Origin of the sequence: Enterobacter sp. 50588862, from assembly GCF_001462935.1 — a bacterium.
In the GTDB taxonomy this organism is placed as follows: Bacteria; Pseudomonadota; Gammaproteobacteria; order Enterobacterales; family Enterobacteriaceae; genus Enterobacter; species Enterobacter bugandensis.
The window spans coordinates 386,237-411,390 of record NZ_LNHM01000007.1 but is presented as its reverse complement, the minus strand read 5'-3'; the positions used below and the strand labels follow the sequence as shown (position 1 = coordinate 411,390).

At 54.8% G+C, this 25,154-nt stretch carries 25 protein-coding genes; 6 read left to right on the top strand and 19 right to left on the bottom strand.

The features are described from left to right. Positions 1-9: 9 nt before the first annotated feature. Genes APT89_RS02395 through APT89_RS02375 form a run of 5 tightly spaced genes read right to left on the bottom strand, consistent with a single transcriptional unit; the run spans position 10 to position 5,237 of the window. Entirely contained in the window at positions 10-972 is a 963-nt protein-coding gene (locus tag APT89_RS02395) for a Csu type fimbrial protein (protein ID WP_045631224.1), read from the bottom strand. Then, positions 969-3,353: a fimbria/pilus outer membrane usher protein gene (locus APT89_RS02390; protein ID WP_047362801.1), complete on the bottom strand. Its 2,385-nt coding sequence runs from the start codon at positions 3,351-3,353 to the stop codon at positions 969-971. Before APT89_RS02390 ends, APT89_RS02395 begins: the two co-directional genes overlap by 4 nt. Continuing rightward, positions 3,329-4,090 (bottom strand): fimbrial biogenesis chaperone, encoded by a 762-nt coding sequence (locus tag APT89_RS02385; RefSeq protein ID WP_045260435.1) that lies wholly within the window; start codon positions 4,088-4,090, stop codon positions 3,329-3,331. Before APT89_RS02385 ends, APT89_RS02390 begins: the two co-directional genes overlap by 25 nt. Before the next feature lie 17 nt (positions 4,091-4,107). After that, positions 4,108-4,656 carry a Csu type fimbrial protein gene (locus APT89_RS02380; RefSeq protein WP_028013649.1) on the bottom strand — a complete coding sequence of 183 codons (549 nt, stop codon included), beginning with the start codon at positions 4,654-4,656 and terminating at the stop codon, positions 4,108-4,110. A gap of 8 nt (positions 4,657-4,664) precedes the next feature. Next, entirely contained in the window at positions 4,665-5,237 is a 573-nt protein-coding gene (locus APT89_RS02375; protein WP_028013650.1) for a Csu type fimbrial protein, read from the bottom strand. 432 nt (positions 5,238-5,669) lie between these two features. Here APT89_RS02375 and APT89_RS02370 point away from each other — a divergent pair, with 432 nt between their 5' ends. After that, complete coding sequence (locus APT89_RS02370; RefSeq protein WP_041909418.1) at positions 5,670-6,929, top strand: dicarboxylate/amino acid:cation symporter; 1,260 nt, start codon at positions 5,670-5,672, stop codon at positions 6,927-6,929. A 95-nt stretch (positions 6,930-7,024) separates the two neighbouring features. Here APT89_RS02370 and cheW read toward each other — a convergent pair whose 3' ends face one another. From cheW to flhD, 6 genes are all read right to left on the bottom strand, one after another. Beyond that, entirely contained in the window at positions 7,025-7,528 is a 504-nt protein-coding gene (gene cheW / locus APT89_RS02365) for a chemotaxis protein CheW (RefSeq protein ID WP_041909416.1), read from the bottom strand. A gap of 19 nt (positions 7,529-7,547) precedes the next feature. Continuing rightward, positions 7,548-9,584 carry a chemotaxis protein CheA gene (gene cheA, locus APT89_RS02360; RefSeq protein ID WP_060571701.1) on the bottom strand — a complete coding sequence of 679 codons (2,037 nt, stop codon included), beginning with the start codon at positions 9,582-9,584 and terminating at the stop codon, positions 7,548-7,550. A 4-nt stretch (positions 9,585-9,588) separates the two neighbouring features. Beyond that, positions 9,589-10,518, bottom strand: coding sequence for a flagellar motor protein MotB (gene motB / locus APT89_RS02355; protein WP_060571700.1), 930 nt, complete (start codon positions 10,516-10,518; stop codon positions 9,589-9,591). Then, the gene (gene motA, locus APT89_RS02350; RefSeq protein ID WP_008500417.1) at positions 10,515-11,402 is read right to left on the bottom strand and encodes a flagellar motor stator protein MotA; all 888 of its coding nucleotides are present in this window, start codon (positions 11,400-11,402) and stop codon (positions 10,515-10,517) included. Before motA ends, motB begins: the two co-directional genes overlap by 4 nt. A 123-nt stretch (positions 11,403-11,525) precedes the next feature. Then, a complete protein-coding gene (gene flhC / locus APT89_RS02345; RefSeq protein WP_013096051.1) occupies positions 11,526-12,104 on the bottom strand; it encodes a flagellar transcriptional regulator FlhC in 579 nt (192 codons plus the stop codon). Positions 12,105-12,106: 2 nt separating this feature from the next. Next, positions 12,107-12,457, bottom strand: coding sequence for a flagellar transcriptional regulator FlhD (gene flhD, locus APT89_RS02340; protein WP_028013654.1), 351 nt, complete (start codon positions 12,455-12,457; stop codon positions 12,107-12,109). Positions 12,458-13,252: 795 nt separating this feature from the next. On the opposite strand from flhD, the gene uspC reads away from it, so the two are divergent. Further along, positions 13,253-13,681, top strand: a complete 429-nt coding sequence (gene uspC, locus APT89_RS02335; RefSeq protein WP_047362802.1) for a universal stress protein UspC — start codon at positions 13,253-13,255, stop codon at positions 13,679-13,681. Between the two features lie 15 nt (positions 13,682-13,696). On the opposite strand, the gene otsA is transcribed toward uspC, so the two are convergent. The 5 genes from otsA to araF form a co-directional block, all read right to left on the bottom strand. Continuing rightward, the gene (otsA, locus tag APT89_RS02330; protein ID WP_028013656.1) at positions 13,697-15,121 is read right to left on the bottom strand and encodes an alpha,alpha-trehalose-phosphate synthase; all 1,425 of its coding nucleotides are present in this window, start codon (positions 15,119-15,121) and stop codon (positions 13,697-13,699) included. Continuing rightward, entirely contained in the window at positions 15,096-15,899 is an 804-nt protein-coding gene (gene otsB, locus APT89_RS02325; RefSeq protein WP_060571699.1) for a trehalose-phosphatase, read from the bottom strand. The genes otsA and otsB overlap by 26 nt, the downstream gene beginning before the upstream one ends. Before the next feature lie 176 nt (positions 15,900-16,075). Continuing rightward, positions 16,076-17,056 carry an arabinose ABC transporter permease AraH gene (gene araH / locus APT89_RS02320; RefSeq protein ID WP_032644894.1) on the bottom strand — a complete coding sequence of 327 codons (981 nt, stop codon included), beginning with the start codon at positions 17,054-17,056 and terminating at the stop codon, positions 16,076-16,078. Between the two features lie 14 nt (positions 17,057-17,070). Continuing rightward, on the bottom strand, positions 17,071-18,585 hold the full coding sequence (gene araG, locus APT89_RS02315; protein WP_028013659.1) for an L-arabinose ABC transporter ATP-binding protein AraG: 1,515 nt from the start codon (positions 18,583-18,585) through the stop codon (positions 17,071-17,073). Between the two features lie 71 nt (positions 18,586-18,656). After that, entirely contained in the window at positions 18,657-19,646 is a 990-nt protein-coding gene (gene araF, locus APT89_RS02310; protein WP_008500409.1) for an arabinose ABC transporter substrate-binding protein AraF, read from the bottom strand. A 787-nt stretch (positions 19,647-20,433) separates the two neighbouring features. Here araF and APT89_RS02305 point away from each other — a divergent pair. Together APT89_RS02305 and APT89_RS02300 are read left to right on the top strand one after the other, a co-directional pair. Then, a complete protein-coding gene (locus APT89_RS02305; protein ID WP_028013660.1) occupies positions 20,434-20,937 on the top strand; it encodes a non-heme ferritin-like protein in 504 nt (167 codons plus the stop codon). A 163-nt stretch (positions 20,938-21,100) separates the two neighbouring features. Further along, positions 21,101-22,444: an anaerobic C4-dicarboxylate transporter gene (locus tag APT89_RS02300; RefSeq protein WP_028013661.1), complete on the top strand. Its 1,344-nt coding sequence runs from the start codon at positions 21,101-21,103 to the stop codon at positions 22,442-22,444. A gap of 40 nt (positions 22,445-22,484) precedes the next feature. On the opposite strand, the gene APT89_RS02295 is transcribed toward APT89_RS02300, so the two are convergent. The 3 genes from APT89_RS02295 to APT89_RS02290 all read right to left on the bottom strand — a co-directional run bounded on the left by APT89_RS02295 (position 22,485) and on the right by APT89_RS02290 (position 23,687). Beyond that, positions 22,485-22,736 (bottom strand): DUF2766 family protein, encoded by a 252-nt coding sequence (locus tag APT89_RS02295; protein WP_008500405.1) that lies wholly within the window; start codon positions 22,734-22,736, stop codon positions 22,485-22,487. Positions 22,737-22,846: 110 nt separating this feature from the next. Next, on the bottom strand, positions 22,847-22,930 hold the full coding sequence (gene azuC / locus APT89_RS23935) for a stress response protein AzuC (protein ID WP_014884364.1): 84 nt from the start codon (positions 22,928-22,930) through the stop codon (positions 22,847-22,849). Between the two features lie 118 nt (positions 22,931-23,048). Further along, complete coding sequence (locus tag APT89_RS02290; protein ID WP_060571698.1) at positions 23,049-23,687, bottom strand: RpiB/LacA/LacB family sugar-phosphate isomerase; 639 nt, start codon at positions 23,685-23,687, stop codon at positions 23,049-23,051. Between the two features lie 254 nt (positions 23,688-23,941). Between APT89_RS02290 and yecR the strand changes: the two genes are divergently transcribed. Further along, on the top strand, positions 23,942-24,280 hold the full coding sequence (yecR, locus tag APT89_RS02285) for a YecR family lipoprotein (protein WP_041909409.1): 339 nt from the start codon (positions 23,942-23,944) through the stop codon (positions 24,278-24,280). Positions 24,281-24,483: 203 nt separating this feature from the next. Beyond that, positions 24,484-24,981 carry a non-heme ferritin gene (gene ftnA / locus APT89_RS02280; protein ID WP_028013664.1) on the top strand — a complete coding sequence of 166 codons (498 nt, stop codon included), beginning with the start codon at positions 24,484-24,486 and terminating at the stop codon, positions 24,979-24,981. Positions 24,982-25,154 lie beyond the last annotated feature (173 nt).

Genomic DNA, 25,154 nt, shown 5'->3' with positions numbered 1-25,154 from the left:
AGCGCGGGGTTAAAACGCGACGTCAACAATCAGCGTATCGGTGTAGGTGCCGGCGGGCGGCGTGGCCTGACTGGTCAGAACTTTGGCGGTGTAGTTATAGGTACGCAGCAGGCCGTCGGCGCTGACCAGCGAGGAGGTCGCGCTGGTCCAGCGTTCGCTGCCGCTGCTGCCCCAGCGGTTAGTCGTGGCTTCTTTATAGATGTCATAACTCAGGTAGTTACTGCCGCTCACCATCCGGCGCACATTATTCAGCGCGTTGGCACCATTGTTAATCCCGATGGTATAGGTACTGCCTTTGGTACAGGTGACGGCAATCGCCTGCGAGACCGTGGGGAAATTTTGCACCAGCGGCGCACTGCTAAAGTTGACGTCCGGCGTGGTCATGGCGCTGCAGTCGTTGGTGACGGTCAGGTTAAGCAGAATACTGGTCGTCGCGGTTCCCGTTTGATTGATGGTGCAAATACCGAGCGCCCCCACGGAACAGACGCTGTAGTTAACGCTGAAGGTTAACTGCACCTGATACGGCCCGGCAGAGACGTTTTGTCCGGCGACGGTGCGGAAATAGAGCGGAATGTTGTACTGCTTTGACCCGAGCAATCCCAGCAAGGTATTTCCGCTCCAGGTATACGATTTACTTATCTGTACCTCACTGCTGCTCGCGCAACCCGAAAGTCCACACAGCCGGGTGGGGATCACGTCCGTGATGGCGGCATTATCGGTGCGTTTCAGGGTCGCACGACTGTTGGCCGATATCGTTGCTGCGGTGTAGTTCAGCGTCACCGAGTCGTTCGTCAGCAGGTTGAGTATCGCATCACACGCCACCACCAGCGTGCCGGTGGTCTCCACCTCCCCGGAGCCGCTCAGCGCAAACGACGTGACGCTGCCGAACGACGCATTGACCGTGCTGACGGTACAGGCCGCCCAGCTGCCGCCGGAGAGCAGCAGCAGGAGCAACATCACCCAGCGCTTCATGGCCCCTCCCGGCAGACCAGCGGGCCGTAGGTTTGCAGCCTGTGGTCCGGGTTCGCGCCGATGGTCAGCGTTGCCCTGCAGCGTTTGCCTGTCGGCGTCGTGACGTCGAGCAGATTGACGTCGCTGAGGTTTTCCAGCCAGGCAATCCCGTCATATCCCACCACCGCATTGCTGCGCGAGGCGCGTCGAACCTGGCTTCCCACCGGAATGGCCTCCCCCTGCGCGTCGTGCAGGATGACGCTCGCTACCCGCTCCTGTTCCATCGGGAAATCCACCAGATAACCGCTGTGGCGGCGGATCGCCACCCGCCGCTCGGTCTCTTTCAGCCGGGTGTCGGCAGGCAGGTTCAGGGTATTAATACTGTAGCTTGCCGGGTAATAGGCCGAGACGCCGCTCACCAGCAGATACCCGTTGCGGTTGGTTTTACCAACCGGCTGGTTTTCATAGCTGACGGGGACATCCGGCTGGCCATCGGTGCTGATGACCACAAACGCATCGTTGATTTTGTTTGCCGCAAACAGTTCGCCGTCCATCAGCACCAGGGAGCCCATCGCTTCGCTCCACCAGGTCATCATGCCCTTCTCGCCGTACCCGCCCCCCTGCAGCTCGATATTGTTATTGCGCCAGCCCACCGTTCCCTGCTGGTAGTTATTCGATCGCGACTGGTTCGCCCACGCCATATTCCAGCTGAAGCCGCCGTCGGAGGGCATCGAGTGGTTGTAGTTGATGCGCTGCGTGCTGCCTGCATCCGGGGTATTTTCCACGGTGAGCGCCGCGCTGTCGCGTTCGCCCAGCGGCACCTGGAATGACATCGCGACCGTCCAGTCGCCCCGCTGCTGGTCCCGGCTGGCGGCGAGGTAAATGCTGCTGGAGCCCCACAGATTTCGGCTCCAGGAGAGGTTAAGCAGCTCGGTTTTCTGGCTGTCAAAGCTCTCCACGCCGATCCAGGCCGCCCCGATGTTGCCGTATTCCCCCAGGTTGAAGGTCAGGGAATATTGATCGGTATTGCGGCTAAAGCTGGCGATGGGGCGGTCATTTTCGTCGTACACCGTCGGCTGGTCATACAGGGCCAGGTTACCAAAGCCGCGATCGCGGCGGGTATGCTGGGTGGCGAGGCTGAACTCGCTGGTGCTGTACTGGTAGCCCCAGTTGATTTGCCCGCCGTCATCTCCGCGCATCCGGCTCTGGCTGTACGAGGTATTTACCACGCCAAAACGCCCCAGCTTGACCACCGTCCCCGCACCGGCGAGCGCCAGTTCCTCCGCGCCTTCGGCGTGCCCCTCCAGCGTCAGCCAGTCCGTCAGGCCGTAGCGATACGATCCGCTCCCCGCCGCCGGGCCGTAGTCAAAATTCTTAATGCCGTAGTTGCGCCGCAGGCTCCCCAGGGTAACGGCCCCATCGCTCAGCCCTTCTTTCAGCAGATCGCTGGTGACGTAAAACGGCAGCGTGGTACTCACCTGGCGCCCCAGCGCATCGGTGGTGACCAGCACCGCATCCCCGGCGCCGTTAATGTAGGGCAGGTTCGTCAGGGTGAACGGCCCGGGCTGCAGCTGCGTGGACCCGGAGCGGTAGCCGTTGATGAAGAGGTCGACCGAGGTCGGCACCGCCGCTTCACCTGAAAATTCCGGCAGCGGCCAGGTCACCAGGTCCGGACGCAGGGAGAAATCACGCCCATAGCTGATCCCGCCCATGCGGACGCTGCTGCTCCAGCTCAGGGCATCGCTGATGACATCCCCGGCGGTCCAGGTGGTGGCGTCCTCCTCGTTGGTCACCAGCAGGGTGGTGTCATAGCGGACATAGCCCTCCTGCTGACCGTCGTTGCCGGTGAAATTTTCGCGGGCGTAGCCGGTGGAGGAGAATGAACCGTTTTCATTGAAGTAGCGGAATTCATGCCAGAGCGAGGCCTGCCCGCCGACGTGCTCGGTATGGTTGGTATAAAAATCGTAATTGAGCAGCGCGCCTCTGCCATAGTGAGGCTTACTCTGCGTCGGCTGGCCGCCAAACGGGGTGACGCGGGAGGTTATCCACTCACGGGGCACGGTCAGCAGCAGACGCTGGGCGGGACTGTCGTACTCCACCCGCACCGCCGGAAGCGTGCTGAGATTGACGTCGCCGTTGGGCACATGTTCAGGCGGAAGCCCGGCGCGCAGCAAATCGGCGCTGGAGATATAGTAAGCGCCGTCGCGTTGCGTCACGGGAACCACCAGCCCGGTGTCGTAGTGGTTCAGTACCAGGGCGAGCTGGAAAACCGCCTCCCCGCTTATCGCCTGCGCTTGCGGCGGCGGCGGTAAGCTGTCATCACCCGGTTCGGCCCAGGTACTGGTACTCACGCAAAGCAGGATCATCATTGCGGGCTTCAGTTGACGGGCGTCGACTGCCATTGTGCATCCCTGGCATTTATCTGCGCGCTGATCTGGCTGGGCTGGCGGATCCCGGCCGGAATCGGCCAGCTGCGGGTGCTGCCCGGCAGCACATAGCCCAGCAGGCCATCCGCAATCATGCGCTTTTGTCCCCCCTGCTCCAGCGCCACCTGGCTGAGCCTGACGTGAACATCGCCCTGATTGCGGACTTCAATGGCAGGCTGGCCCGCCACCTGCGTGACGCGCCAGCTCAGGTTACGGGTATCCACGAGGGCATGATGCGCCCCCTCTTTTATTGTCGGTATCCCCTGTCCGTAAACGAACAGGGGTATGGAATAGCGCATCTGCAGTTTAAGGCCGATGGCGGGGTCGGCCTTCGCGTCCGGCTGGGGAATTTCATCCACGATAATGCGATAGGCTTGTTCAACGCCCATCGGAACCGTACCCTGTTTGATCAGGCGGATCAGCTGTTTACTGCCTTTGCCGATGGTGACGATGGGCGGGCTGGCGACCACGTCCTGCTGGGCGGTATAGCGCTCAAAGCCCCCCTCCTGCTTCCAGCGCACAATGCGCACCTGCATCGTTGTAGCACTGTTTCCCTGATTCTGGATCCACAATTCAGTCGCTTTGCTGTCGGCCGACAGCCACGGATCGATGGGCCATAACAGAATGGTCGCCGCCGCCTGCGCCTGTCCTGCCGCCATGGCGGTCACGCCCAACATACTCACCAGGTACCAATGCCTGAATAGTGGCTTCATCGAATGTTCTCCCTTTTTCACCATGACAAGGTCACGGTGAGCTGATCGGAATAGGTGCCTGCCGGGCTAAATCCCGTCAGCAGCGCTACGCCAAAAAGTGGTAGTGCAATATTGTTGCTGTTGGTGTAGGTCACCGGGATGGCCTGGTTGACCCCAATCTCACTGTTCGCCGCCAGTGAACTGCTGCTGTAAAGCCGGTAGCCCACCACGTCGGTGCCGCCTGAACGCGTCATGCGGCGCACCGAGGCGTAGTTTTGCCCGCCGTTGATGCTCATGCTCAGCGCCACGCCCGGCGTGCAGGCGATGGACAGCGCCCCGTTGGGCACAAAGCTGGTGCTGACCGGGGCACTCTCCACGCCGGTATGGGTCCCAAAATCCAGCGTCCCGAAGATCCCGCCGGTCCCCGTCGTGACAGAACATCCCGGCACGACGGTCGCGCTCACCTTAAACGACTGCGACGTCACCGCGCCGGCCCCGGAAACCAGGGTCAGCCCCAGCGCTAGCGCAAAAAAAGGCTGCACGATCCCCTCTGCGCAAGCGCGCAGACTTAAAAAGGAGGCCTTCATGGCTGGAGCTAGTAGGTGACGCTGACGTTGATCGTGTCGGTATAAGTGCCCGGCACAACCGTGACGCTGTTACCACCGCCGGTGATGCGCCCGTAAAGGGTGTAGCTGTTGACCCCGCCCGCCGTCGACGCGACCGGCAGCGCCGCGTTGTTGGCGATGACGTTGTTAAATCCGCTGTCACTGTACAGACTGTAAGCCACGCCCTGCGCCGCATTGGCGGTATTGATCAGATAGCGCGCAGGCGTGCCCGGCGTGCCGACCACGGTACCGGGTGCGGTGGAGTTAGTGTTGCCGGTGATCGCCACCGTATAGCTGGCGGTGGTGCACTGAATGGTGAACGTATTCCCGCCGCTGGCGCCGGTGAGCTGGGTGGTCAGCGTGGAAAACGTGGCGGGATGGGTACCAAAATCGAGGGTCCCGAAGTTAATACCATTTTGCGTGGGCGATCCGTTAATCAGACACCCGTTTGTGAGGGTCAGCGTCGCACCGATGGTGCCGCTGCTGGTCACGGCCAGCGCAGGATGTACCGTTGTCGCCGCCAGTAACGCGCCAGCGCAGATTAAAAGGCGTTTTCTTTTCATTTTCCACCCTCCGGAAGTCAAACGCGTTCCCTTGCCACATTTTATTTATGCTGTTCAAGATGTTAGCCCCGCTTAAGGTTCCTCTGAGAGGGGTTAATGAGAATTTAGTTTACGGATATCGCTTCCACCACCCGCCCCAAAACGCATAATCCTTGAGTCCTATTGACTTAATATTCTTATAAATAACAATGAATTAAAATTATTTTGGCCGCATTTTTATTTTTTTTAGAAGAGAATATATCCCTTATAGTGTGATCACCATCACAATATATCGTTATGCCACCAACAACAAAATCAATAAAACTTAAAAACTTGTTGTAACCCCCTACGCTTTGCGTCAATTTATGTGCCGAATATTTTCCCGCGCAGTAATAAAAAATTTATATGTATCGGCGCGGGCGACATCTGATAGTGCATAGAGGGTCTTTTTTCGTGGCAAGTGCAAACAAACTTACACTCTTCATCGTGATATTCATGCTGGCGGGTATTCTTTCAGGGGCGGCAATTCACGAGTACGCATCTGCGGATGCCATCAAAGCCTGGTCGGATAATATTACCCTTCTGACCGATATTTTCCTCCGTCTGATCAAAATGGTTATTGCGCCGCTGGTCTTCAGCACGCTGACCGTGGGCATTATGAAGCTCGGAGAAACCTCCACCATAGGCCGGGTGGGCGGCAAAGCGATGGTATGGTTTATCAGCTCATCCGTGCTTTCTATTCTGGTCGGTCTGTTTATCGTCACGCTGGAGCGTCCGGGAAGCGGCCTGAACCTGACTATTCCAACCGAGGCGGTGGATACCGGTCTGGCCGTGGGCGGGATGACGTTGAAAGCGTTCCTGTCTCACACCATTCCCACCAGCATCGCGGGGGCGATGTCGAACAATGAAATCCTGCAGATTGTGGTGTTCTCGATGTTCTTCGGCATCGGCGGCGCGTCGCTGGGGCAGAAATTCAACGCGCCGCTGGTGGCCGCACTGGATGTGGTTTCCCATATCATGCTGAAGGTAACGGGGTACGTGATGTACGTTGCGCCGCTGGCCATCTTCGCGGCGATCTCCTCCGTCATTGCCACGCAGGGTCTGGGCATCCTGTTGAACTACGCCTCCTTTATTGGCGGCTACTACGTTGCCATTCTTCTTACCTGCATGGTGCTGCTGGCCGTGGGTTACATGGTGCTGAAAAAAGAGGTGTTTCGCCTGGTCAGCATGCTGAAAGATCCGGTGCTGGTCGCATTCACCACCAGCAGTTCTGAAGCGGCCTACCCTAAAACGCTGGAGCAGCTGGAGCGCTTTGGCTGCTCGCGCAATATCGCCTCTTTCGTTCTGCCGATTGGCTACTCCTTCAACCTCGTGGGGTCGATGGTGTACTGCTCGTTTGCCTCGATGTTTATTGCGCAGGCGTACAACATTCACCTGAGCTTCTCTGAGGTGACGGTGCTCATGCTGACCCTGATGCTGGCGTCGAAAGGCATTGCGGGCGTGCCGCGTTCTTCGCTGGTGGTGCTGGCCGCGACGATCCCGAGCTTTAACATTCCGGTGGCGGGGATCCTGCTGCTGATGGGTATCGACCACTTCCTGGATATGGGGCGTTCCGCGATTAACGTGCTGGGGAACGGCATTGCGACCGCGATGCTGTCGCAGAATGAAGGTGCGCGGGAAGCGGACGCTGAGCTGGTAAAGCAGGAAGCGTAAGGGTATGAAAAAGCCGGGTGGCGGCTTCGCCTTACCCGGCCTACAAATGGCTCGACACGTAGGCCGGGTAAGCGTCAGCGCCACCCGGCTTTGTTTTAGGCTACGTGACTCGCGGCGATATCCAGCAGCGCCATCTCTTCGCTGTTCAGCAGCTTTTCGATGTTCACCAGAATCAGCATACGCTCGCCGAGCGCCCCCAGGCCGGTCAGGTATTCGGTCGACAGCGTGACCGCAAACTCCGGCGCAGGACGAATCTGGTCAGAGGTCAGGGAAAGCACGTCAGATACGCCATCCACCACGATACCCACCACGCGCTGTCCCAGGTTGAGGACGATCACGACGGTATTGTCGTTGTAGTCAACGTCACCCTGGCTGAACTTCACGCGCAGATCCACGATTGGCACAATCACGCCGCGCAGGTTGGTGACGCCTTTAATAAACGCTGGCGTGTTAGCGATGCGGGTAACCTGGTCGTAACCACGAATTTCCTGCACTTTCAGGATATCGATGCCGTACTCCTCATCGCCCAAAGTGAATACCAGGAACTCCTGCCCTGATGGCTCGCCCGCCAGTTTCGTTACATTACTCATACCGGTCATGTTATTACCTTCTACTTAATCAGGCGGCTGTGTACGCCACACGTTGTTCACGATTTAATCCCTGAAGCGCCGACACGTCGACGATCAGCGCCACGCTACCATCCCCCAGAATGGTGGCAGCAGAAATACCCGGCACCTTGCGGTAGTTGCTTTCGAGGTTCTTCACCACCACCTGGTGCTGACCAATCAGCTGATCGACCAGCAGCGCGTAGCGACGGCCCGCGCTTTGCAGGATCACCACGATACCCTGCGTGGCCTCGGTCTTCGCCCCGTCCACTTCGAACACTTTCCACAGCTCAACCAGCGGCAGGTACTCACCGCGCACTTCGAGAACGCGCTCGCCGCCCGCCAGCGGATGCAGATCTTCTTCACGCGGCTGGAGGGATTCCATCACCGCGTTCAGCGGCAGAATGAAGACTTCGTCCGCGACTTTGACCGACATGCCGTCGAGGATCGCCAGCGTCAGCGGGAGCAGGATGCGGATGGTGGTGCCGGAGCCCTGTTTAGACTGGATCTCAACGTGGCCGCCCATCTCCTGAATGTTACGTTTCACCACGTCCATGCCGACGCCGCGTCCGGAAACGTCCGTCACCTGCTCGGCGGTCGAGAAGCCCGGCGCGAAGATCAGCATGCCCACTTCTTCATCGGTCATGTTTTCATTCACCGCCATCCCCTGTGAAATGGCTTTCGCCAGGATGCGCTCGCGGTTAAGGCCCGCGCCGTCGTCGGTCACTTCGATGCAGATGTTCCCGCCCTGATGTTCCGCAGAGAGGATCAGATTCCCGACCGGAGATTTCCCGGCGGCAATGCGGTTTTCCGGCAGTTCAATACCGTGGTCGAGGCTGTTACGCACCAGGTGCGTTAACGGGTCGATGATGCGCTCGATCAGGCTCTTATCCAGCTCCGTTGAGCTGCCCATCAGGGTCAGTTCAATCTGCTTATTCAGCTTGCTGGCAAGGTCGCGCACCAGGCGCGGGAAGCGGCTAAAGACATATTCCATCGGCATCATGCGGATGGACATGACCGATTCCTGCAGGTCGCGGGCATTACGCTGCAGCTGGCCCATGCTGGTGATCAGATCGCCGTGCGTGACCGGGTCCAGTTCGTTAGAACGCTGCGCCAGCATGGACTGGGTGATCACCAGTTCGCCAACCAGGTTAATCAGCTGGTCAACCTTCTCAACGGCAACGCGAATGCTGGTGGACTCACTGGAGCGCGCGGCCGGTTTTTCACCACGGCCAGGCGCCGCGGCCTCTTTTGGCACCGCCTTCAGCACCGGGGCCGCTGGGGCCACAGCCGGTGCGGCGGCCTGGGCGACAACAGCCACCTCTTCCGCAGCCGCAGGGGCGTCAACCGCGACAGTTTCGGTTTCGAAGGCGATTTGATCGGCTTCAATGACAAAGCACAGCACCGCCACGATATCGTCCTGACTGATACCGTCATCGAGGGTCGCTGCGAGGCTGTCTTTGCCTTTCACTACGTTACTTAATTTCGCCAGGTTACCCAGCTCTTCTTCCAGCAGGTTAACTTCGCTCTCTTTCAGGCGTGACAGCACAACGCGCAGCTTGCCCGCTTGCGCAGCGGCTGGCGCGGCCTCTTCAGCAGCAACCGCATCGACAACGCTCAGCTTTGCCGCAGGGACAACGGCTGCAGCGACCTCACCTTTTGCTTCCAGGGCGAGCTGGCGCAGCGCATTGCAGATGTATTCAAAGCTGGCGGCATCAGGCTCTGCCGAACTTTTATAGGCGTCGAGCTGTTCCTGCATAATATCTTTGGTTTCCAAAAACAGGTTGATAATGTCGGTATTGAGCTGCATCTCACCGCGTCGTGCTTCATCAAGCAGGTTTTCCATTAAATGGGTCGTTTCCTGCAGGATGGTAAATCCAAACGTTCCGGCTCCGCCTTTAATAGAATGCGCCGCGCGGAAGATGGCATTGAGCTGCTCGGAGTCCGGTGCTTCGGGCACCAGATCGAGCAAATGTTGCTCCATATCCGCCAACAGTTCGTCGGCTTCATCAAAGAATGTCTGGTAAAAATCGCTAATATCCATGCTCACGCTATCACCTCGGATTGGCTGGTGGCGATGTTGGAACGGCAGCCGCAGGGATGGCCCCAGGCTGTTTTAAATCGTCCAGTGACTCATTCTGACTTTCGGCGTTTTCGTGCAGGATGGCCTGCTCCGCCTGCTGGTTCAGCACTAAAAGACTGATACGACGGTTGATGGCGTCATCCGGCCCGCGGTCGGAGACCCGCATGGTTGCTGCCATGCCGACCACGCGCAGTACCTTGCCATCATCAAGCCCACCTGCCACCAGCTCGCGACGCGAGGCGTTGGCACGATCGGCAGAAAGCTCCCAGTTGCTGTATCCCTTCTCCCCACTGGCGTACGGGAAGTCATCCGTGTGGCCCGACAGGCTGATTCGGTTAGGAATACCGTTCAGCACCGGCGCAATGGCGCGTAAAATATCGCGCATGTACGGCTCAACTTCCGCACTCCCGGTTTTAAACATCGGGCGGTTCTGACTGTCGATAATCTGAATACGCAGCCCTTCCTGGACCAGATCGATTTTCAGGTGCGGCCGCAGAGCGCGCAGTTTAGGATCCGCTTCAATCAGCTGGTCGAGATCGCCACGCAGTTTTTTCAGACGCGCCTGCTCCATCTTGCGTTTCAGCTCGTCGATGTTCGGCTCTTTTTTCACCTCACCCTTCTGCTGAGTGTAATCATCGCCGCCGCCAGGGATCGGGCTTTCGCTGTTAGAGATACGCGGCCCACCGGTCACCGCCGTCGCCAGCGGGGTACGAAAATATTCGGCAATCTGGATAAGCTCCTTCGGGCTGGAGATAGAGATCAGCCACATCACCAGAAAGAACGCCATCATTGCGGTCATAAAGTCGGCGTACGCGATTTTCCAGGAGCCGTGGGAACCGTGTCCGCCGCCCTTGTGCTTGCGTTTTTTGACAATGACGATCGGATGGGACTGGTTTTTCATGCGTCCTCAGTTGTCGTCTGTTGGTTTGGGTTTTTCACCGCGCGCACGTGTTCTTCAAGCTCGATAAACGACGGACGCTCGCTGGAGTAAAGCGTTTTACGGCCAAATTCAACCGCGATCGGTGGCGCGTAACCGTTGAGGTTAGAGAGCAGCGTGATCTTCACGCACTGCATCATTTTGGTGGTTTCCGCGCTTTTCTGGCGCAGCACGCTTGCCAGCGGAGAGATAAAACCATAAGCCAGCAAAATACCGAGGAAGGTGCCCACCATCGCATGGGCAATCAGCGCGCCCAGTTCAGCCGCCGGACGGTCCGCCGAGGCCAGGGCGTGTACCACCCCCATGACCGCCGCCACGATACCAAACGCCGGAAGGGAGTCGCCCACCAGCGCCAGGCTGTTGGCCGGCACTTCAGATTCGCTTTCGTGGGTTTCGATCTCTTCGTCCATCAGCGCTTCGATTTCGAAGGTATTCATGTTGCCGCTGATGATGAGACGCAGGTAATCGACGATGAAATCCAGCATCATGGCGTCCGCCAGAATGCGCGGATAGCTGGCAAAAATTTCGCTCTCTTTCGGGTTTTCGATATCCCGTTCAAGCGAGAACATCCCCTGCTGACGCGACTTCGCCATCAGGCGATAGAGCAGCGCCAGCAGATCCATATACATGCTTTTGGTGTATTTCGAGCGACGGAACAGCAATGGAATTGCCTTCAACGTGCCCTTGATCGATTTACCGTTGTTGCCAACGATAAAAGCCCCTACCCCTGCGCCGCCGATGATAATAAGTTCAGCCGGTTGATAGAGTGCTCCAAGGTGCCCGCCGGTCATCATGTAACCGCCGAAAACTGTACCGAGAACTACCAGGTAACCTAATAAGATAAGCACGACATCATCCTTCCGCTAGTGACTATGGCAAGGACGTCCAGCTCGCAGCGTTTACCGTTTGCGGGGTAAAAAAAAGCAGCGGTAATGACTTACCGCTGCTGGAATCTTGCCCACACGTTCGGGTTAAACAGCTTGTTCGATCTGTTCATCCAGCAGTTGTGGAATAATATCGGCAGCATCCCGGGAAAGTTTACGTCTTTTTACTGCGCGGGACGGCGGCTGACATAAACTACAGGCGAAGCTGCCTGCAGGCTGATGAGCATGGGTAATAAAATTGCCGTCGCAGCAATTGCAGCGCGACAGTTCAAGCATTCCGCTCTCAACAAAACGCACCAGCGTCCATGCGCGGGTCAGCGCCAGCAGAGGGCCTTCTTCCTGCTGTGGGCATTGTTCAAGGTAAAGTTTGTACGCTTTGATCACGGCGTCTACGCCGCTACACAAACCGGTTTTGAGAAGATACTGCCAGGCATTACAGAACATGGAAGCGTGGATGTTCTGCTCCCAGGTCATAAACCAGTCCGTAGAAAACGGCAGCATGCCTTTCGGCGGGGGACTACCGCGTAACTCTTTATACAGTTTGATGAGGCGACCACGGCTCAGCTGAGTCTCGCTTTCCAGCATTTGTAAACGAGCACCCAGCGTAATCAGCTCCATGGCCAGCTGTATGTCACGCGCTTCCTGAACAATGCTTTTTTCGCTCATTGCTAGGCCCTTTTCTTACGGGCTGCGTCATCAGGCTGACTGATGTCGCTAAGCAAGCGAGTGGAGAGCAGGATACCGGTATGGATCTGTTGCAGATCGTCCACGCGGGATTCCTGCGTCAGACGCGTTATCGTCTGCGGATTATCAAAACGGAACTGGCACACCAGTTGATTCGTTTCCGCCAGTTTTACCATCTGCGGGAGGGTTAATCCACCCAGCATGGTTGCCATTTCTTCGTTAATACCCAGACGAAACATCGCGGACGCTTTGTCCTGACTAATTAAACGCTGCGCGAGCAGTAAATATGACAAATTGATGTCATAGATATGTTTTAGCAACTCGGATGTATGCATTGTTCCCATCCCGAATAACCAACTATTATTTTTATGCGGAAAGACCGCACCCCGTGATGTCGCCGGGAAATCACCCGGTATAAAAAAGAAAAGGCTAAATGCATAGTTGAATCTAGGTTTGTATTCATCCAAACGCGTAAGGGATGCAACGCGGTTACATCTCTTACAGGTTTTATCATTTCTTACAAATAACTAAGATTTTTCCTAATTCGACGCAAACTCTACTCGCCAGATTTGACACATACAATGCAGCCACCCTCAAATTTAAAAAAAATGTGATCCACGTCACACAATTTAAGTGAATGTTACCCATAAATCCATCAGTATGACTTCTAATTTGCTCATTTTTTAAGCAATCGGCACTGTTTTGTATTCTTAATCGACGAATACTCATGCATAAGCGTGAGAATAAGTGGCACGCAATGTGCTTTTACCCGTGCGTGCAGTATCAGCAATCGTTTACATCGCGTATGCGTCAGGGACACATTTTGATTACTTCGATAAAACATAGAGTTATGCATTTCTGGCAAAAAAATCATTTCATTGCGTGATCATTCGAAATGCGTTTATAACTTGTTAGAACGATTTAATAGTGAAAGCGAAGATTTGTGTGACTTACGTTAAGTTGTTAATTTTTTTCATTTAGGCGCATTTATCAGTTATTCTTCTTATAAGAATAATTAATGAATAATTATGATAAGCTTCACACTAATGTCGTATTCAAGTCTTGCGAAACCAGGAAATTCGCGGTAATGGTGATGAAACGCTGTCTGTCAGACATCTAAGGAGTGCGCCATGAGTTACTCCCATCTTCTTGTTTCTGTTGCCGTTTCCCCCGAAAGCCACCAGCTTGTCGCCCGGGCCGTTTCCATCGCCCGGCCGCATAATGCGCGCATCAGCCTCATTACCCTCGCGGCCGAGCCCGAGATGTACAATCAACTGGCGGCCCCGATGCTGGAAGATATTCGTGAGGTTTTGCAGGAGGAAACGCAGCAGTTTCTGCGAGAGCTTGTCGAAAAAGCAGAGTACCCCATTGATGAAACCGTTATTGCGACGGGGGAACTGAATGCCCATATTCTTGATATGTGCCGCAAGCAGAATATTGATTTAGTGATTTGCGGGAACCATAACCACAGCTTTATATCGAGGGCTACCTGCGCGGCAAAATCTATTATCGCCTCAAGCCAGGTTGACGTGCTGTTAGTGCCGCTTGGGGGGGCTTAACCCCCCAGAGGAATATCAGGCGAGTTTAGGGAAGGTCGCGATCTTTTTTTGCAGATCGCCTTCGTGACTTTGCGGGGCTATTTCGCGTAGATCCTGAATAAAACGCGCCTGCCAGTGATTTATATCGTTATTCCGGATCGTCTCCATCATTTCGGCATGGCGGGAAATTCGCTCCGTCAGCGGCATGGTCAGCGCGCGGTTGAGGGCATTTGCCACATCATCCCGATCGTAAGGGTTAACGAGCAGCGCTGAGGTCAGTTCGTTCGCTGCCCCGGCAAACTGGGAAAGCACCAGCACGCCCGGATCCGCCGGGTCCTGAGCCGCCACGTACTCTTTTGCCACCAGGTTCATCCCGTCACGCAGCGGCGTAACCAGGCCAACGTCGGCGTAGCGGAAAACCTTCATCAGGATCTTACGGTCAAAATGCTGATTCAGATAAAAGAGCGGCGTCCAGCCCAGCTGGCCGTAACGCCCGTTGATGCGCCCTGCTTCTGTCTCCAGTTGATGACGAATGTCCTGATAGGCCTGCACTTCCCCGCGCGACGTTGGCGCGATCTGGGTATAGCGGATTTTACCGTGGTGCTGAGGGTATTTATCCAGCAGCGTTTCATACGCCAGGAAGCGTTCCGGCAACCCTTTGGAATAATCCAGACGCTCTACCGAGAAGATATTCTTCACGTGCTTGAGTTCATTCTTAAGCTGGGCCAGCTTCGGCGGCAGCGGGCCCGAGGCCTGTTCCGCAATTTCGTCGGGTTCAATACCAATCGGATAGACCTCGGTGTGGAAGGTTTTTCCCCACGCCGTATGGGTTTTGCCGCCGTTGGTTACCAGGCGCGTTTTGCCTGACACGGAGTCCAGGAACGCGAGACGGTCATTTTCGGTCTGGAAGCCCAGCAGGTCATAATCACACAGCGCCTCCAGCAGTTCTTCATGCGGCGGCAGCGCGGTGAAAATTTCCGGCGTCGGGAACGGAATATGCAGGAAGAAGCCAATCCGGTTATTGACTCCCCTTTTACGCAGCTCTCTGGCGAAGGGGAGCAGATGATAATCGTGGATCCATAAAATATCGTCTTCCTCAATTAAAGGCAGCAGTTTATCCGCCAGCAGCGCATTCACCCGCGAGTAGCCCTCGAAGGATTCACGCTGGAATTTCACCAGGTCAAGACGATAGTGAAACGCAGGCCACAGGACCGCATTGGAGAACTGCGAGTAATACTCGTCATAGTCTTTCTCTTTGAGCGCAAATGATGCCCACGTAATGTTCCCGCGCGTCACCTTTTTAAGCGGTTTCTCTTGTTCATTGATTTCACCGCTCCAGCCAAACCACAGCCCGCCAGCAGCTTTTAAGGCACCTAATACCCCTACCGCCAGGCCACCTGCACTGGCTTTTTTATCATCAGGCGGTGCAATTCGGTTAGAGACGACGACTAAGCGACCCATAATGGTTTCCCCCTTTGTTTTGCGCTATTTGTTGTTGTTGCTGGTTAGCGATATCAGAAATCCACTGCCAGACGGCCTCGACATTCGCCAGACGCCACTCTGCGACAGTGTCACCAGGCCCTACCTTGACGGCGATCCCTCCGGCCTGTTTCACCACGCGAAAACCGGCCTCATCGGTCAGGTCATCGCCAAAAAATACCGGTGCACGTCCCTTAAATGGCGGTTCCGCCATAAACGCCGCAATAGCGGCCCCCTTATTGATGCCCTCAGGTTTTATCTCAACGACGCACTTCCCCGGCTGCAGCGCGAGCTGCGGATGTGCATCGGCCACGCTGCGGGCAATCGCAAAGATCGCCGCTTCGTGATGCGGAGCCTGCCGATAGTGCAAGGCGAACGCCATGCCTTTCGCTTCCAGTTCCGTGCCCGGGAGCGACGCCAGCGCCGAGGAGAGTTCAGAATGTAACGCCTGAATTAAGGTATCGGGGAGTGATACAACATGCAGTTGATCATGGATATCGCGGCGCTCCGCTCCGTGTACACCGGCCAGCGGAAAGTGGTAAGGACTGGCGAGCACGTCCAGCTCGGCCATTGAGCGCCCTGAAATCAATGCCAATGCGCCCTCGTTCAGTCGAGAGAGCTGCTGCAAATTCTCTAGCACCGTATCCGGTACGACCACGTCGTCAGGATGCGGCTGGATCCCGGCGAGCGTCCCGTCGAGGTCAAAAAAGAAAGCATATTTTCCGGGCAGTACAGGCGGTGCGGTTAACAAGTCAGCCACCCTAATCCTCCTTACGGTTTACGAGAGGTAAACGCCTTTACCTCTTTCATAGCCATGTAAGTATAGACAGTGTGATGGGCCTCGCCATTTGACAACCGCCCCGCCAGCAAAACTGGCGAGGCGGTTCAGGGGTCAACTATGGTTATTAGTTGAGCAATAAAAAGTCAGCGCTGGGGTTACACGGTACGCTTCGCTTTTTGCTTGTAACGGTCGAAAATCACGGCTGCCAGCAGGATCAGGCCGCGCACGACGTACTGAGAGAACGGCGAAATATTCAACAGGTTCATGGCGTTTTCCACCGTGCCCAAAATCAGGATACCGGCCACCACATATGAGATTTTTCCGATGCCTCCCTTGAGGGAAACGCCCCCTAAAACGCACGCCGAGATGACGATCAGCTCATAACCGATAGACGTCATTGGCTGGCCGCTGGTCATACGCGACGCCAGAATAATCCCCGCCGCGGCGGAGACCAGCCCGGAGAGCACGAAGATAATAATCTTGGTGCGTACAACCGGCACCCCTGCCAGACGGGCCGCTTCTTCATTGCCGCCGATCGCCAGCGTGTTACGACCAAAGGTGGTGCGGTTCAGCAGGAAGCCGAACAGGATCAGGCAGGCCACGGTGAGCCAGATAGGCGCAGGCAGGCCCAGCCAGTTGGCGTAGCCCAGCGTAAAGAAGCGCTCGTCTTCAATCCCTACCGCTTTACCGTCGGAAATGATATAGGCCAGACCACGGACTATCTGCATCGTTGCAAGCGTGGTAATCAGGGCATTAATCTTCAGGCGTGCGATAACAAAACCGTTCACCAGACCGCTGATCACGCCGAGCAACAGACCGGCAAAAACGCCAATCCACAGGCTTTCCGTCATGTTGATCACCACCGCCGTGGTGACGCCCGCGCAGGCGATAACCGAGGCCACCGACAGGTCGAAATCACCGGAGGCCAGACAGAAGAGCATGCCGCAGGCCACCATGCCGGACATGGAAATCGCCAGTCCCAGCCCTTTCATATTAATGAAGGTGGCAAAATTAGGGACGAAGATTGCACAGGCGATGAAGAGTGCGGCAAAGACCACCAGCATGCCGTACTGATCCCAGATGCGTCCAAAACTAAAAGCCGACTTCGGCGCTCCGGATGTAGTAACAGAGGACATCATTAACTCCTTACTCAGGCGACAGCCTGGCTGACTTTAGGCATGGCGAGGTTCAACGCCTGTTGTTCATTCGCCTGTTCATGAAGTAATTCACCGGCGATTTCGCCTTCGCGCATCACTACAATGCGGTCAGCAACGCCAAGCACCTCAGGCAGATCGCTGGAGGCGAACAGCACCGCCACGCCGCGTTTTGCCAGTTCATATATCACGTTGTAAATCTCGTGTTTTGCGCCCACATCGATACCGCGCGTCGGCTCGTCAAGCAGAATGACCTTCATATCCTCCGACAGCCAGCGGCCTAAAATGGCCTTCTGCTGGTTTCCTCCTGACAGATTCATAATCAGCTGTTCCGGTCCCGGCGTTTTGATATTCAGCGAGCGAATATGATGGTCGGCGTTGCTCGACTCCCAGCCGTCGTTAATCAGGCAACCCGCGCGGATAAATTTACGCCGGGCGGAAATGTTGATGTTGTCGCGCACCGAATGCACCGGAATGATCCCCTCCGCCTTGCGGTCTTCCGGGCAGAGCATCATCCCGGCCCTGATTGCGTGGGCGGGTTTCTGGATATCCACCTGCTCGCCGTCAATGGAGACCTGCCCTGCGGTAATGCGTGTACCGCCGAACAACCCTTTCATCAGCTCGCTGCGCCCCGCCCCAACAAGGCCAAACAGACCGACGATCTCACCGCTGCGTACGGATAACGAAACCGGCGTTCGCACGCCCGGCGCTTTGACGTTGTCCAGACGCAGGCGCTCGGGGCCGTACTCGCGCGGTTTCCAGTGATAGATATCGCCCAGATCGCGCCCGACCATCGCCTGAACAAGCTGGTCATGGTTAACCTGCTGCATATCGGTAAAGGTGCGCACATAGCGCCCATCCTTAAATACGGTGATGGCATCGCTCAGGGCAAATATCTCCTCCATGCGGTGCGACACGTACAAAATGGTGCGGCCTTCCTGCCGCAGCTCGCGGATCACGCGGAACAGGTTTTCAATTTCACGTGCGGAAAGCGAACTGGTGGGTTCATCAAAGGCAATAACCCTGGCGTTACGCGCCAGCGCCTTGGCAATTTCAACCATCTGCCACTGGCCGATGGAGAGGTATTTCAGCGGGGTCTGGGGATCGACGTCCAGACCAAGATGCTTAAGCTGCAGCCCCGCTTCATAATTAAGTAGCGAACGATTCACCACGCCGCTTTTGTGCGGAAGCTGGCCTAAATAGATATTTTCGGCCACGGTCATCTCAGGGATGAGGTGCAGTTCCTGATAGATAATGGCGACACCGGCGTTGAGCGCCGCCGTGGTATCGGCAAAGGCCACCTCTTCACCGCGAATGGCCAGCGTGCCGGTTGTTGGCGCGTAGTTGCCGCTGAGGATTTTTAGCAGCGTGGATTTCCCCGCTCCGTTTTCCCCCATCAGGGCATGAACCTGGCCGGCATAGCAGTCGAAGCTGATATCGGTCAGCGCGTTAACACCGGGAAACGTTTTCCCGATGCCGCGAAAAGAGAGATACGGATTAGACTGTTGCATAACGACTCCGTGATTCCTGTAGTGTGTACGTCTGGCCCCTTACGGCGAGTAAGGGGCACAATCACAGCGTATTACTTACCGCCCAATCCCTTTTTCGCCAGTTCCTCTTTGAAGTTGTCGCGGGTAATCAGCACCACGTCGGTCACTTCGGTAAATTTCGGCGGTTCAGCCCCTTTGGTTACCCAGTTGTAGAGCATTTCGCTGGATTTGTAGCCGTGAACGTCCGGGCTTGGCAGCAGAGAGCCGTAGAAGCCGGTGGCCTGCGCTTTGGACAGCTCGCTCACCGCATCCACGCCGTTGATGCCGATCCCGATAACGTCAGGCGCCTTGAAGCCCTGACCTTCCGTCGCGCGCACGCCGCCCAGCACGGTGTTGTCGTTCATGCCGACCACCAGCCAGTGCTTCACTTCCGGGTGCTGGACCAGCATAGAGTTCGCCGCGTCAAAGGCGCCCGGGATGTCGTTAGATTTGGTTGGCACTTTATAGATCTGTTTTTCAGGGAAGCCGGCCGCTTTCAGCGCGTCCATTGATCCGGTCGTACGACGACGCGCCGTGTCCAGCTCGTCTGCGGTGATGGCCATGACGGCGGTCTCTTTCACATCCCAGCCGCGTTTCTGCATCTCTTTATAAAGCTCCTGCCCCTGACGTTCACCAATTTTGGTCGCCGCCATCATGACCAGCGGAACGCTGTCCATCGGTTTGCCTTTGGCGTTAACGAACTGATCGTCAACCGCAATAACCTTCATGTCGTAACCGCGGGCTTTCGCCGCAATTGCCGATCCGAGTTTTGGATCCGGAGTGCAGATAACAAAGCCTTTCGCGCCGCTGGCCGCCAGGCTGTCGATGGCGTTCAGGGTTTTTTCACCGTCCGGCACGGCGATTTTAATCACTTCAAAACCTAAATCTTTTCCGGCTTTATCAGCGAATTTCCATTCGGTCTGGAACCAGGGTTCTTCCGGCTGTTTTACCAAAAAACCGAGTTTTAAATTCTCAGCGATAGCGGATTGTGACATAACGGCAGCCAGACCGATGGCCGCCAGCGCTTTAGTAAATTTGTGCATGGTAAACTCCAGCTTTAGCATTCTTTTCTGTAGGGAAGATTTGCGTGCTTCTTATTTAATCGGACTTAAAACAAGGCATTAGCGCTTACCTCGTCATAAGCGTTATTGCTGGTGATAGTTTTAGCGGGAAATTAATCATCCATAAGAGAGCCCCATCACACCGCAGAATTACAGTAATTGCGTACATAAATTCAGCGAAAAATGACATAAAAAAGGTAGGAATTGTCTGACAAATGAAAGCAGGGTAAGCAGAATTATCCATAAGATTAGCTAAGAAATCCCTGATGCCTTACGGCGGATGTCGCTGCGGCTCTCCCCTGACGGGGATCCATGCTTTTCATCAAAAAAACGAACGCATCATGAAAAGGCGTTATTCCGTTAAAATTGACTTAGCGCAAATTCAGCAACGCATCATATATTTGAAATGAATCATCTGTATTTATTTTTCTTACAGAGCATTATTCCGGCTAAATGTTCACGAAAGTAAATCAGTATCCCTCGAAAGATACTTAACCTTTAATATCAACAGGTTAATAAAATTTCATTTGGTGGCTATATATTTGTATTTTTGTACTATATTAAACTTTGTAATGTATGGTAAACACAGCCTAATTAAGAGTTTTCTTAATCATAAGACAAAGGTATGCTTATTTATATCGAACACAGGAAGTGAATTTTCGATCGATTTTAGTCACTGCAAAAATTGCAATTCTGTTTTTCTTCGTATTTGCCTGGCTGTCAGGTTAAGCAGCGGACATCACGTCCCACAGTCTATAAGGATATGAGTATGGCTACCCAAACGATGATGCAAAAACTTAACGCGCAGATGAACCTTGAGTTCTACGCCTCGAACCTGCACCTTCACCTAAGTGCATGGTGTTCTGAAAAAAGTCTCACGGGCTCTGCCACGTTCTTTCGTTCACAGGCACAAAGCAACGTCACCCATATGATGCGCGTCTTTAACTTCCTGAAGGCCGCGGGGGCTAACCCGGTTGTTAAAGCCCTTGATGGGATCAACGAAAATTACTCTTCTCTGGAAGAACTGTTCCAGAAAACGCTGGAAGAGCATGAGCAGCGCTGTACGACGCTCAACAAGCTGGCCGATGAAGCCAGAGCACAGCATGACATCATCACTCTTAAATTTTTACGCGATATGGATAAAGAACAGCAGCAGGACGGTATGCTGCTGAAAACGCTGGCGGATGAGATCCACAATGCGCGCCAGGCCGGTTTACGCCCGGAGCAAGCCGACCGCCACCTGCTCGATCTTGTGACGGTGCAGCACCACTAAGCGTTTAACCTGCCTTTGCCCTGGTTCAGGGAGGCAGGTTTCTTCTTATCTCCCCAACCCTCTGCTTTTGCTGAAATTTAACAAATCAGATCTCGCTCTCAATGATTAACCATACAAAATGTAATGATTTATTTAATTACATAATCATTGACGAGGGAAAAGCATGATCACCATTGAGTTTGTTGTCATTCTCCTCTGCCTGCTGACGGGAACACGTTTCGGCGGCATGGGGCTTGGGTTAATCAGCGGTATTGGCCTTTTTATTTTGTGTTTTGTCTTTGGGCTCCAGCCCGGCAAGCCTCCGGTTGACGTCATGTTAACCATTCTCGCGGTGATAGGCTGTGCCGCTACCCTGCAGACCGCGGGTGGCCTCAACGTCATGATGCAGTTTGCTGAACGCCTGCTGCGCAAACACCCGCAGCACATCACGCTTCTCGCCCCTTTTACCACCTGGATGCTGACCTTTCTGTGCGGCACCGGGCACGTGGTCTACACCATGTTCCCCATCATTGCGGATATCGCCCTGAAAAAAGGGATCCGCCCGGAACGCCCAATGGCGGTGGCATCGGTGGCATCCCAGATGGCGATCACCGCGTCTCCGGTTTCCGTCGCCGTTGTGTCGCTGGTCTCCATCCTGGCCGCACAGCATGGGATTGGGCACGCGTGGGGGATCCTGGAAATCCTCGCCGTATCGGTTCCCGCTTCGCTTTTCGGCGTCGCGATCGCGGCCCTGTGGAGTTTACGTCGGGGGAAAGATTTGGCTGACGACGGGGAGTTTCAGGAGAAACTGAAAGATCCCAAACAGCGCGAGTTTATCTATGGCGGCACGGAGACGTTAATGAACCAGCGTTTTCCGAAGCAGGCCTACTGGTCGACATGGATTTTCTTTGCCGGTATTGCGGTGGTAGTCCTGCTCGGGGCTTTCCCCGAACTGCGCCCGGCCTTCGAACTGAAAGGTAAAATGACGGCCCTGTCGATGAACCTCGTCATTCAGATGATGATGCTCATTGCCGGTGCCGTGATGCTGATGGCCTGCAAGGTCAATGCCTCAGCCATCTCAAACGGTGCGGTATTCAAGGCCGGTATGGTGGCGATCTTCTCGGTGTTCGGGGTGGCGTGGATGAGCGATACCTTTTTCCAGGCGCATCTCGATGAGTTAAAGCTGGCGCTGGAAGGGGTGGTGAAAAGCCATCCGTGGACGTATGCCATCGTGCTTTTCCTGGTGTCGAAGCTGGTAAACAGCCAGGCGGCGGCCCTGACGGCCGTGGCGCCGATGGGATTGATGTTGGGCATCGATCCAAAAATGCTGATCGCCTTCTTCCCGGCGTCCTACGGCTATTTTGTTCTGCCGACCTACCCGAGTGATTTAGCCTGCATCGGCTTTGACCGCTCGGGAACAACCCGCATAGGCAAATTCATCATTAACCACAGCTTTATTCTGCCGGGGCTAATTGGCGTGAGCTGCGCCTGCGCGGCGAGCTACCTGCTGGTCCAGACCTTCTTTTAACGTTTTCAACGGGCGACACGCGTGGTCGCCCGTTCGCGTTTTAATGAGACTCGCCCTGCGGCGTAAAACGCAGTTCAATCAGCGCGATGGCTTTCTGGATCGCGCGAAGCGTCACCGGGTCGGCAGCCGCGGGATGGCTGGCAAAATCGATGTTTTTCAGCTGCGTGGACATCTTCTCGCGCACTTCAACCGGTGCAATAACGTCCAGAACATCAAGTATTTGCTTGATAACCAGCTGACAGGCGACAACGTCAGAGACCAGTTCCTGATCGGCGCTCAGGTTTTGTGACATGGGGGTTTCTCCTTATTCAAAGGCCGCCATAGTATCAAAACGTGGCCCGTGACATCTGCCCTTCATTGCCGCAGGACACAAAAAAACCCGCCGAAGCAGGTTTTTTTTTATCAGAACATGGCGCCAGGCGGCACGTCTTTAAAGGTGCGGCAGTAATTGGCCCACATACTTTTCAGGATTTTGCGCAGTTTCATTGTGATGCTCCATTAACTTGTTATACAACTTTATTGTCAATGTTCCTATAATATGACCATCGTCACAAAAATCAATATTTTTGTGACGCATATCACAATTTAAACTGCGCAGTGCGCATTAACCCACGATACTGCGAACAAAATCCTCTATCGCCTTATCCTGGCAATTTTCAAAGAAGCACTGCTGGAAACGCGGGCCGGAAACAGCGGTCTTCACCAGCTCAGGATCGATGGCGCGCAGCGAGTCAAGATAGTTATCTTTTACCACGGCCGCTTTTACCTGGTTCAGAATACCGGCGTTACGCACCTGCGGCTCTTTACGCTCTGGAGGATAACCCTCCCCTTTTCGGCCGGTAAACGCCTTTTCAAAGATAAAGCGAACGTTTAGCTCCGCTCCCCAGCCAAACCCTTTGGCAAAAGGCAGCGAGAGCGCATTGCCGTTATTGATTTGCGCGAAGAGAAACGCGTCTGCGGGATCGATGCAGTAGCCGCATATCACGCCAGGGTGGATGTTTAACGACATCAGCGCCCCCTGCCCGGTGCCGCAGCCGGTGACCACGAAATCCACCGCTCTCGCATTCAGCAAAATGCTCGCCATAATGCCCAGGTGGATGTAGGTCAGGTGATGATCGTTTTCGTCGCTCATACCCACGTTGTAAACCGGGAACCCTTTTTCATCGGCTACCGTTTTCAGCTCTTTTAATATGACTGGGTTTTTAGCCGCCTGGCTGTTTTCCATCATCAGTGCAATTTTCATCGTGTCTCTCCAGAATGCGCTGCGGGCGCTCCCCGCCATGGATACCTGTTCCCGTTCATTCTGGCATCAAATAAACAGACTTTCAAAGTAAATGAAATGCAGTTTTAAAAACCAAATGAACGCTCACAATTTTGTGAAGGGGAGGATCTACGCCGTCCGTTGCAAAGAGTGAGGGTAGATCGTCCGGCTATTCCTGGCATTGCAGCGGGCATCTGCGGGTACGATAACGTATTTCCATCCACTCAGAGCGAACCATGAAAAGAGCCATCGTAGCCGCTACAGTCCTGCTGCTCGCGGGATGCAGCGTTAAACGCCAGGCGGAAATCAGCAGCCTCGACGCACCGAACGGCATTGTCCGCCTCGACTATGGCCAGGCCGTGCTGCAAAACGCCTGGTCCGATGAATATGTTAATAACGGTACCGCGGTAAAAGCCTGTCAGAACATGGGCTATGCCACCGCCTCTGCCTACGGGCAGCCGGTCAAAACCTGTACCCTGACAAGCGGCTCTTTGTGCCTGAACGAGAGCGTTACTATCCAGTATAAGTGCATGGGGTATGCCGTTAACCCTAAGGCAAATAATCCCTGGTATTAATCAAAGCTGCCAGCGTTTGCTGGCGCTTTATTTAACTAAGAACAAAAATAATTCGCATTAATAAAAATAAATATCGCCAATGCGTTTTATTCCCATTCGTATTTTAAACGAACAAATATTTAATTTTACGTTTTGCAAATAATTAAATAACAAATTATAGTGTCGCTCATTATGAACCCGTAATAATAATCCGGAGCGCCACCATGCTGAAAACTGAAATGATCGACAAGCTCAATGCACAAATGAACCTTGAGCTCTATTCATCCCTTCTCTACCAGCAGATGAGCGCCTGGTGCAGCTATCACAGCTTTGAAGGTGCGGCCGCGTTTCTGCGTCGTCACGCCCAGGAAGAGATGACCCACATGCAGCGCCTGTTTGATTATCTGACCGATACGGGCAGCCTGCCGCGCATTGAGAACGTGGCATCGCCTTTTGCTGAATATAATTCTCTCGACGAACTGTTCCGCGCCACCTACGAGCACGAACAGCTGATCACCCAGAAAATTAACGAACTGGTTCATGCGGCAATGATCGGCCAGGATTATCCAACCTTTAATTTCCTGCAGTGGTACGTTGCGGAACAACACGAAGAAGAGAAGCTGTTTAAATCCGTGCTGGATAAATTATCCCTGGTGGGTAAATCCGGCGAAGGACTTTACTTTATTGATAAAGAACTGTCGACTCTCGATACGCAGAATTAATATCAGCGCGGTGCCGGTTTCCGGCGCCGCGTTAATTTACCTTTCCCCTGCATTAAAACACGCATTTTATTCCCCGTACGCCTTACTTACGTCACGTCTGACCGTCGCCCCACTCAGGATGAGCAGTAGCGCAATACGTAAACCTTTCATTACACGCCTTGTAACGGTGGTTT

Excerpts from the sequence above, each read along its gene's own strand:
- APT89_RS02395 (WP_045631224.1), bottom strand. The coding sequence starts at position 972 with ATGAAGCGCTGGGTGATGTTGCTCCTGCTGCTGCTCTCCGGCGGCAGC.
- APT89_RS02390 (WP_047362801.1), bottom strand. The coding sequence starts at position 3,353 with ATGGCAGTCGACGCCCGTCAACTGAAGCCCGCAATGATGATCCTGCTT.
- APT89_RS02385 (WP_045260435.1), bottom strand. The coding sequence starts at position 4,090 with ATGAAGCCACTATTCAGGCATTGGTACCTGGTGAGTATGTTGGGCGTG.
- APT89_RS02380 (WP_028013649.1), bottom strand. The coding sequence starts at position 4,656 with ATGAAGGCCTCCTTTTTAAGTCTGCGCGCTTGCGCAGAGGGGATCGTG.
- APT89_RS02375 (WP_028013650.1), bottom strand. The coding sequence starts at position 5,237 with ATGAAAAGAAAACGCCTTTTAATCTGCGCTGGCGCGTTACTGGCGGCG.
- cheW (WP_041909416.1), bottom strand. The coding sequence starts at position 7,528 with ATGACCGGTATGAGTAATGTAACGAAACTGGCGGGCGAGCCATCAGGG.
- motB (WP_060571700.1), bottom strand. The coding sequence starts at position 10,518 with ATGAAAAACCAGTCCCATCCGATCGTCATTGTCAAAAAACGCAAGCAC.
- flhC (WP_013096051.1), bottom strand. The coding sequence starts at position 12,104 with ATGAGCGAAAAAAGCATTGTTCAGGAAGCGCGTGACATACAGCTGGCC.
- flhD (WP_028013654.1), bottom strand. The coding sequence starts at position 12,457 with ATGCATACATCCGAGTTGCTAAAACATATCTATGACATCAATTTGTCA.
- uspC (WP_047362802.1), top strand. The coding sequence starts at position 13,253 with ATGAGTTACTCCCATCTTCTTGTTTCTGTTGCCGTTTCCCCCGAAAGC.
- otsA (WP_028013656.1), bottom strand. The coding sequence starts at position 15,121 with ATGGGTCGCTTAGTCGTCGTCTCTAACCGAATTGCACCGCCTGATGAT.
- araH (WP_032644894.1), bottom strand. The coding sequence starts at position 17,056 with ATGTCCTCTGTTACTACATCCGGAGCGCCGAAGTCGGCTTTTAGTTTT.
- araG (WP_028013659.1), bottom strand. The coding sequence starts at position 18,585 with ATGCAACAGTCTAATCCGTATCTCTCTTTTCGCGGCATCGGGAAAACG.
- araF (WP_008500409.1), bottom strand. The coding sequence starts at position 19,646 with ATGCACAAATTTACTAAAGCGCTGGCGGCCATCGGTCTGGCTGCCGTT.
- APT89_RS02305 (WP_028013660.1), top strand. The coding sequence starts at position 20,434 with ATGGCTACCCAAACGATGATGCAAAAACTTAACGCGCAGATGAACCTT.
- APT89_RS02300 (WP_028013661.1), top strand. The coding sequence starts at position 21,101 with ATGATCACCATTGAGTTTGTTGTCATTCTCCTCTGCCTGCTGACGGGA.
- APT89_RS02295 (WP_008500405.1), bottom strand. The coding sequence starts at position 22,736 with ATGTCACAAAACCTGAGCGCCGATCAGGAACTGGTCTCTGACGTTGTC.
- azuC (WP_014884364.1), bottom strand. The coding sequence starts at position 22,930 with ATGAAACTGCGCAAAATCCTGAAAAGTATGTGGGCCAATTACTGCCGC.
- APT89_RS02290 (WP_060571698.1), bottom strand. The coding sequence starts at position 23,687 with ATGAAAATTGCACTGATGATGGAAAACAGCCAGGCGGCTAAAAACCCA.
- yecR (WP_041909409.1), top strand. The coding sequence starts at position 23,942 with ATGAAAAGAGCCATCGTAGCCGCTACAGTCCTGCTGCTCGCGGGATGC.
- ftnA (WP_028013664.1), top strand. The coding sequence starts at position 24,484 with ATGCTGAAAACTGAAATGATCGACAAGCTCAATGCACAAATGAACCTT.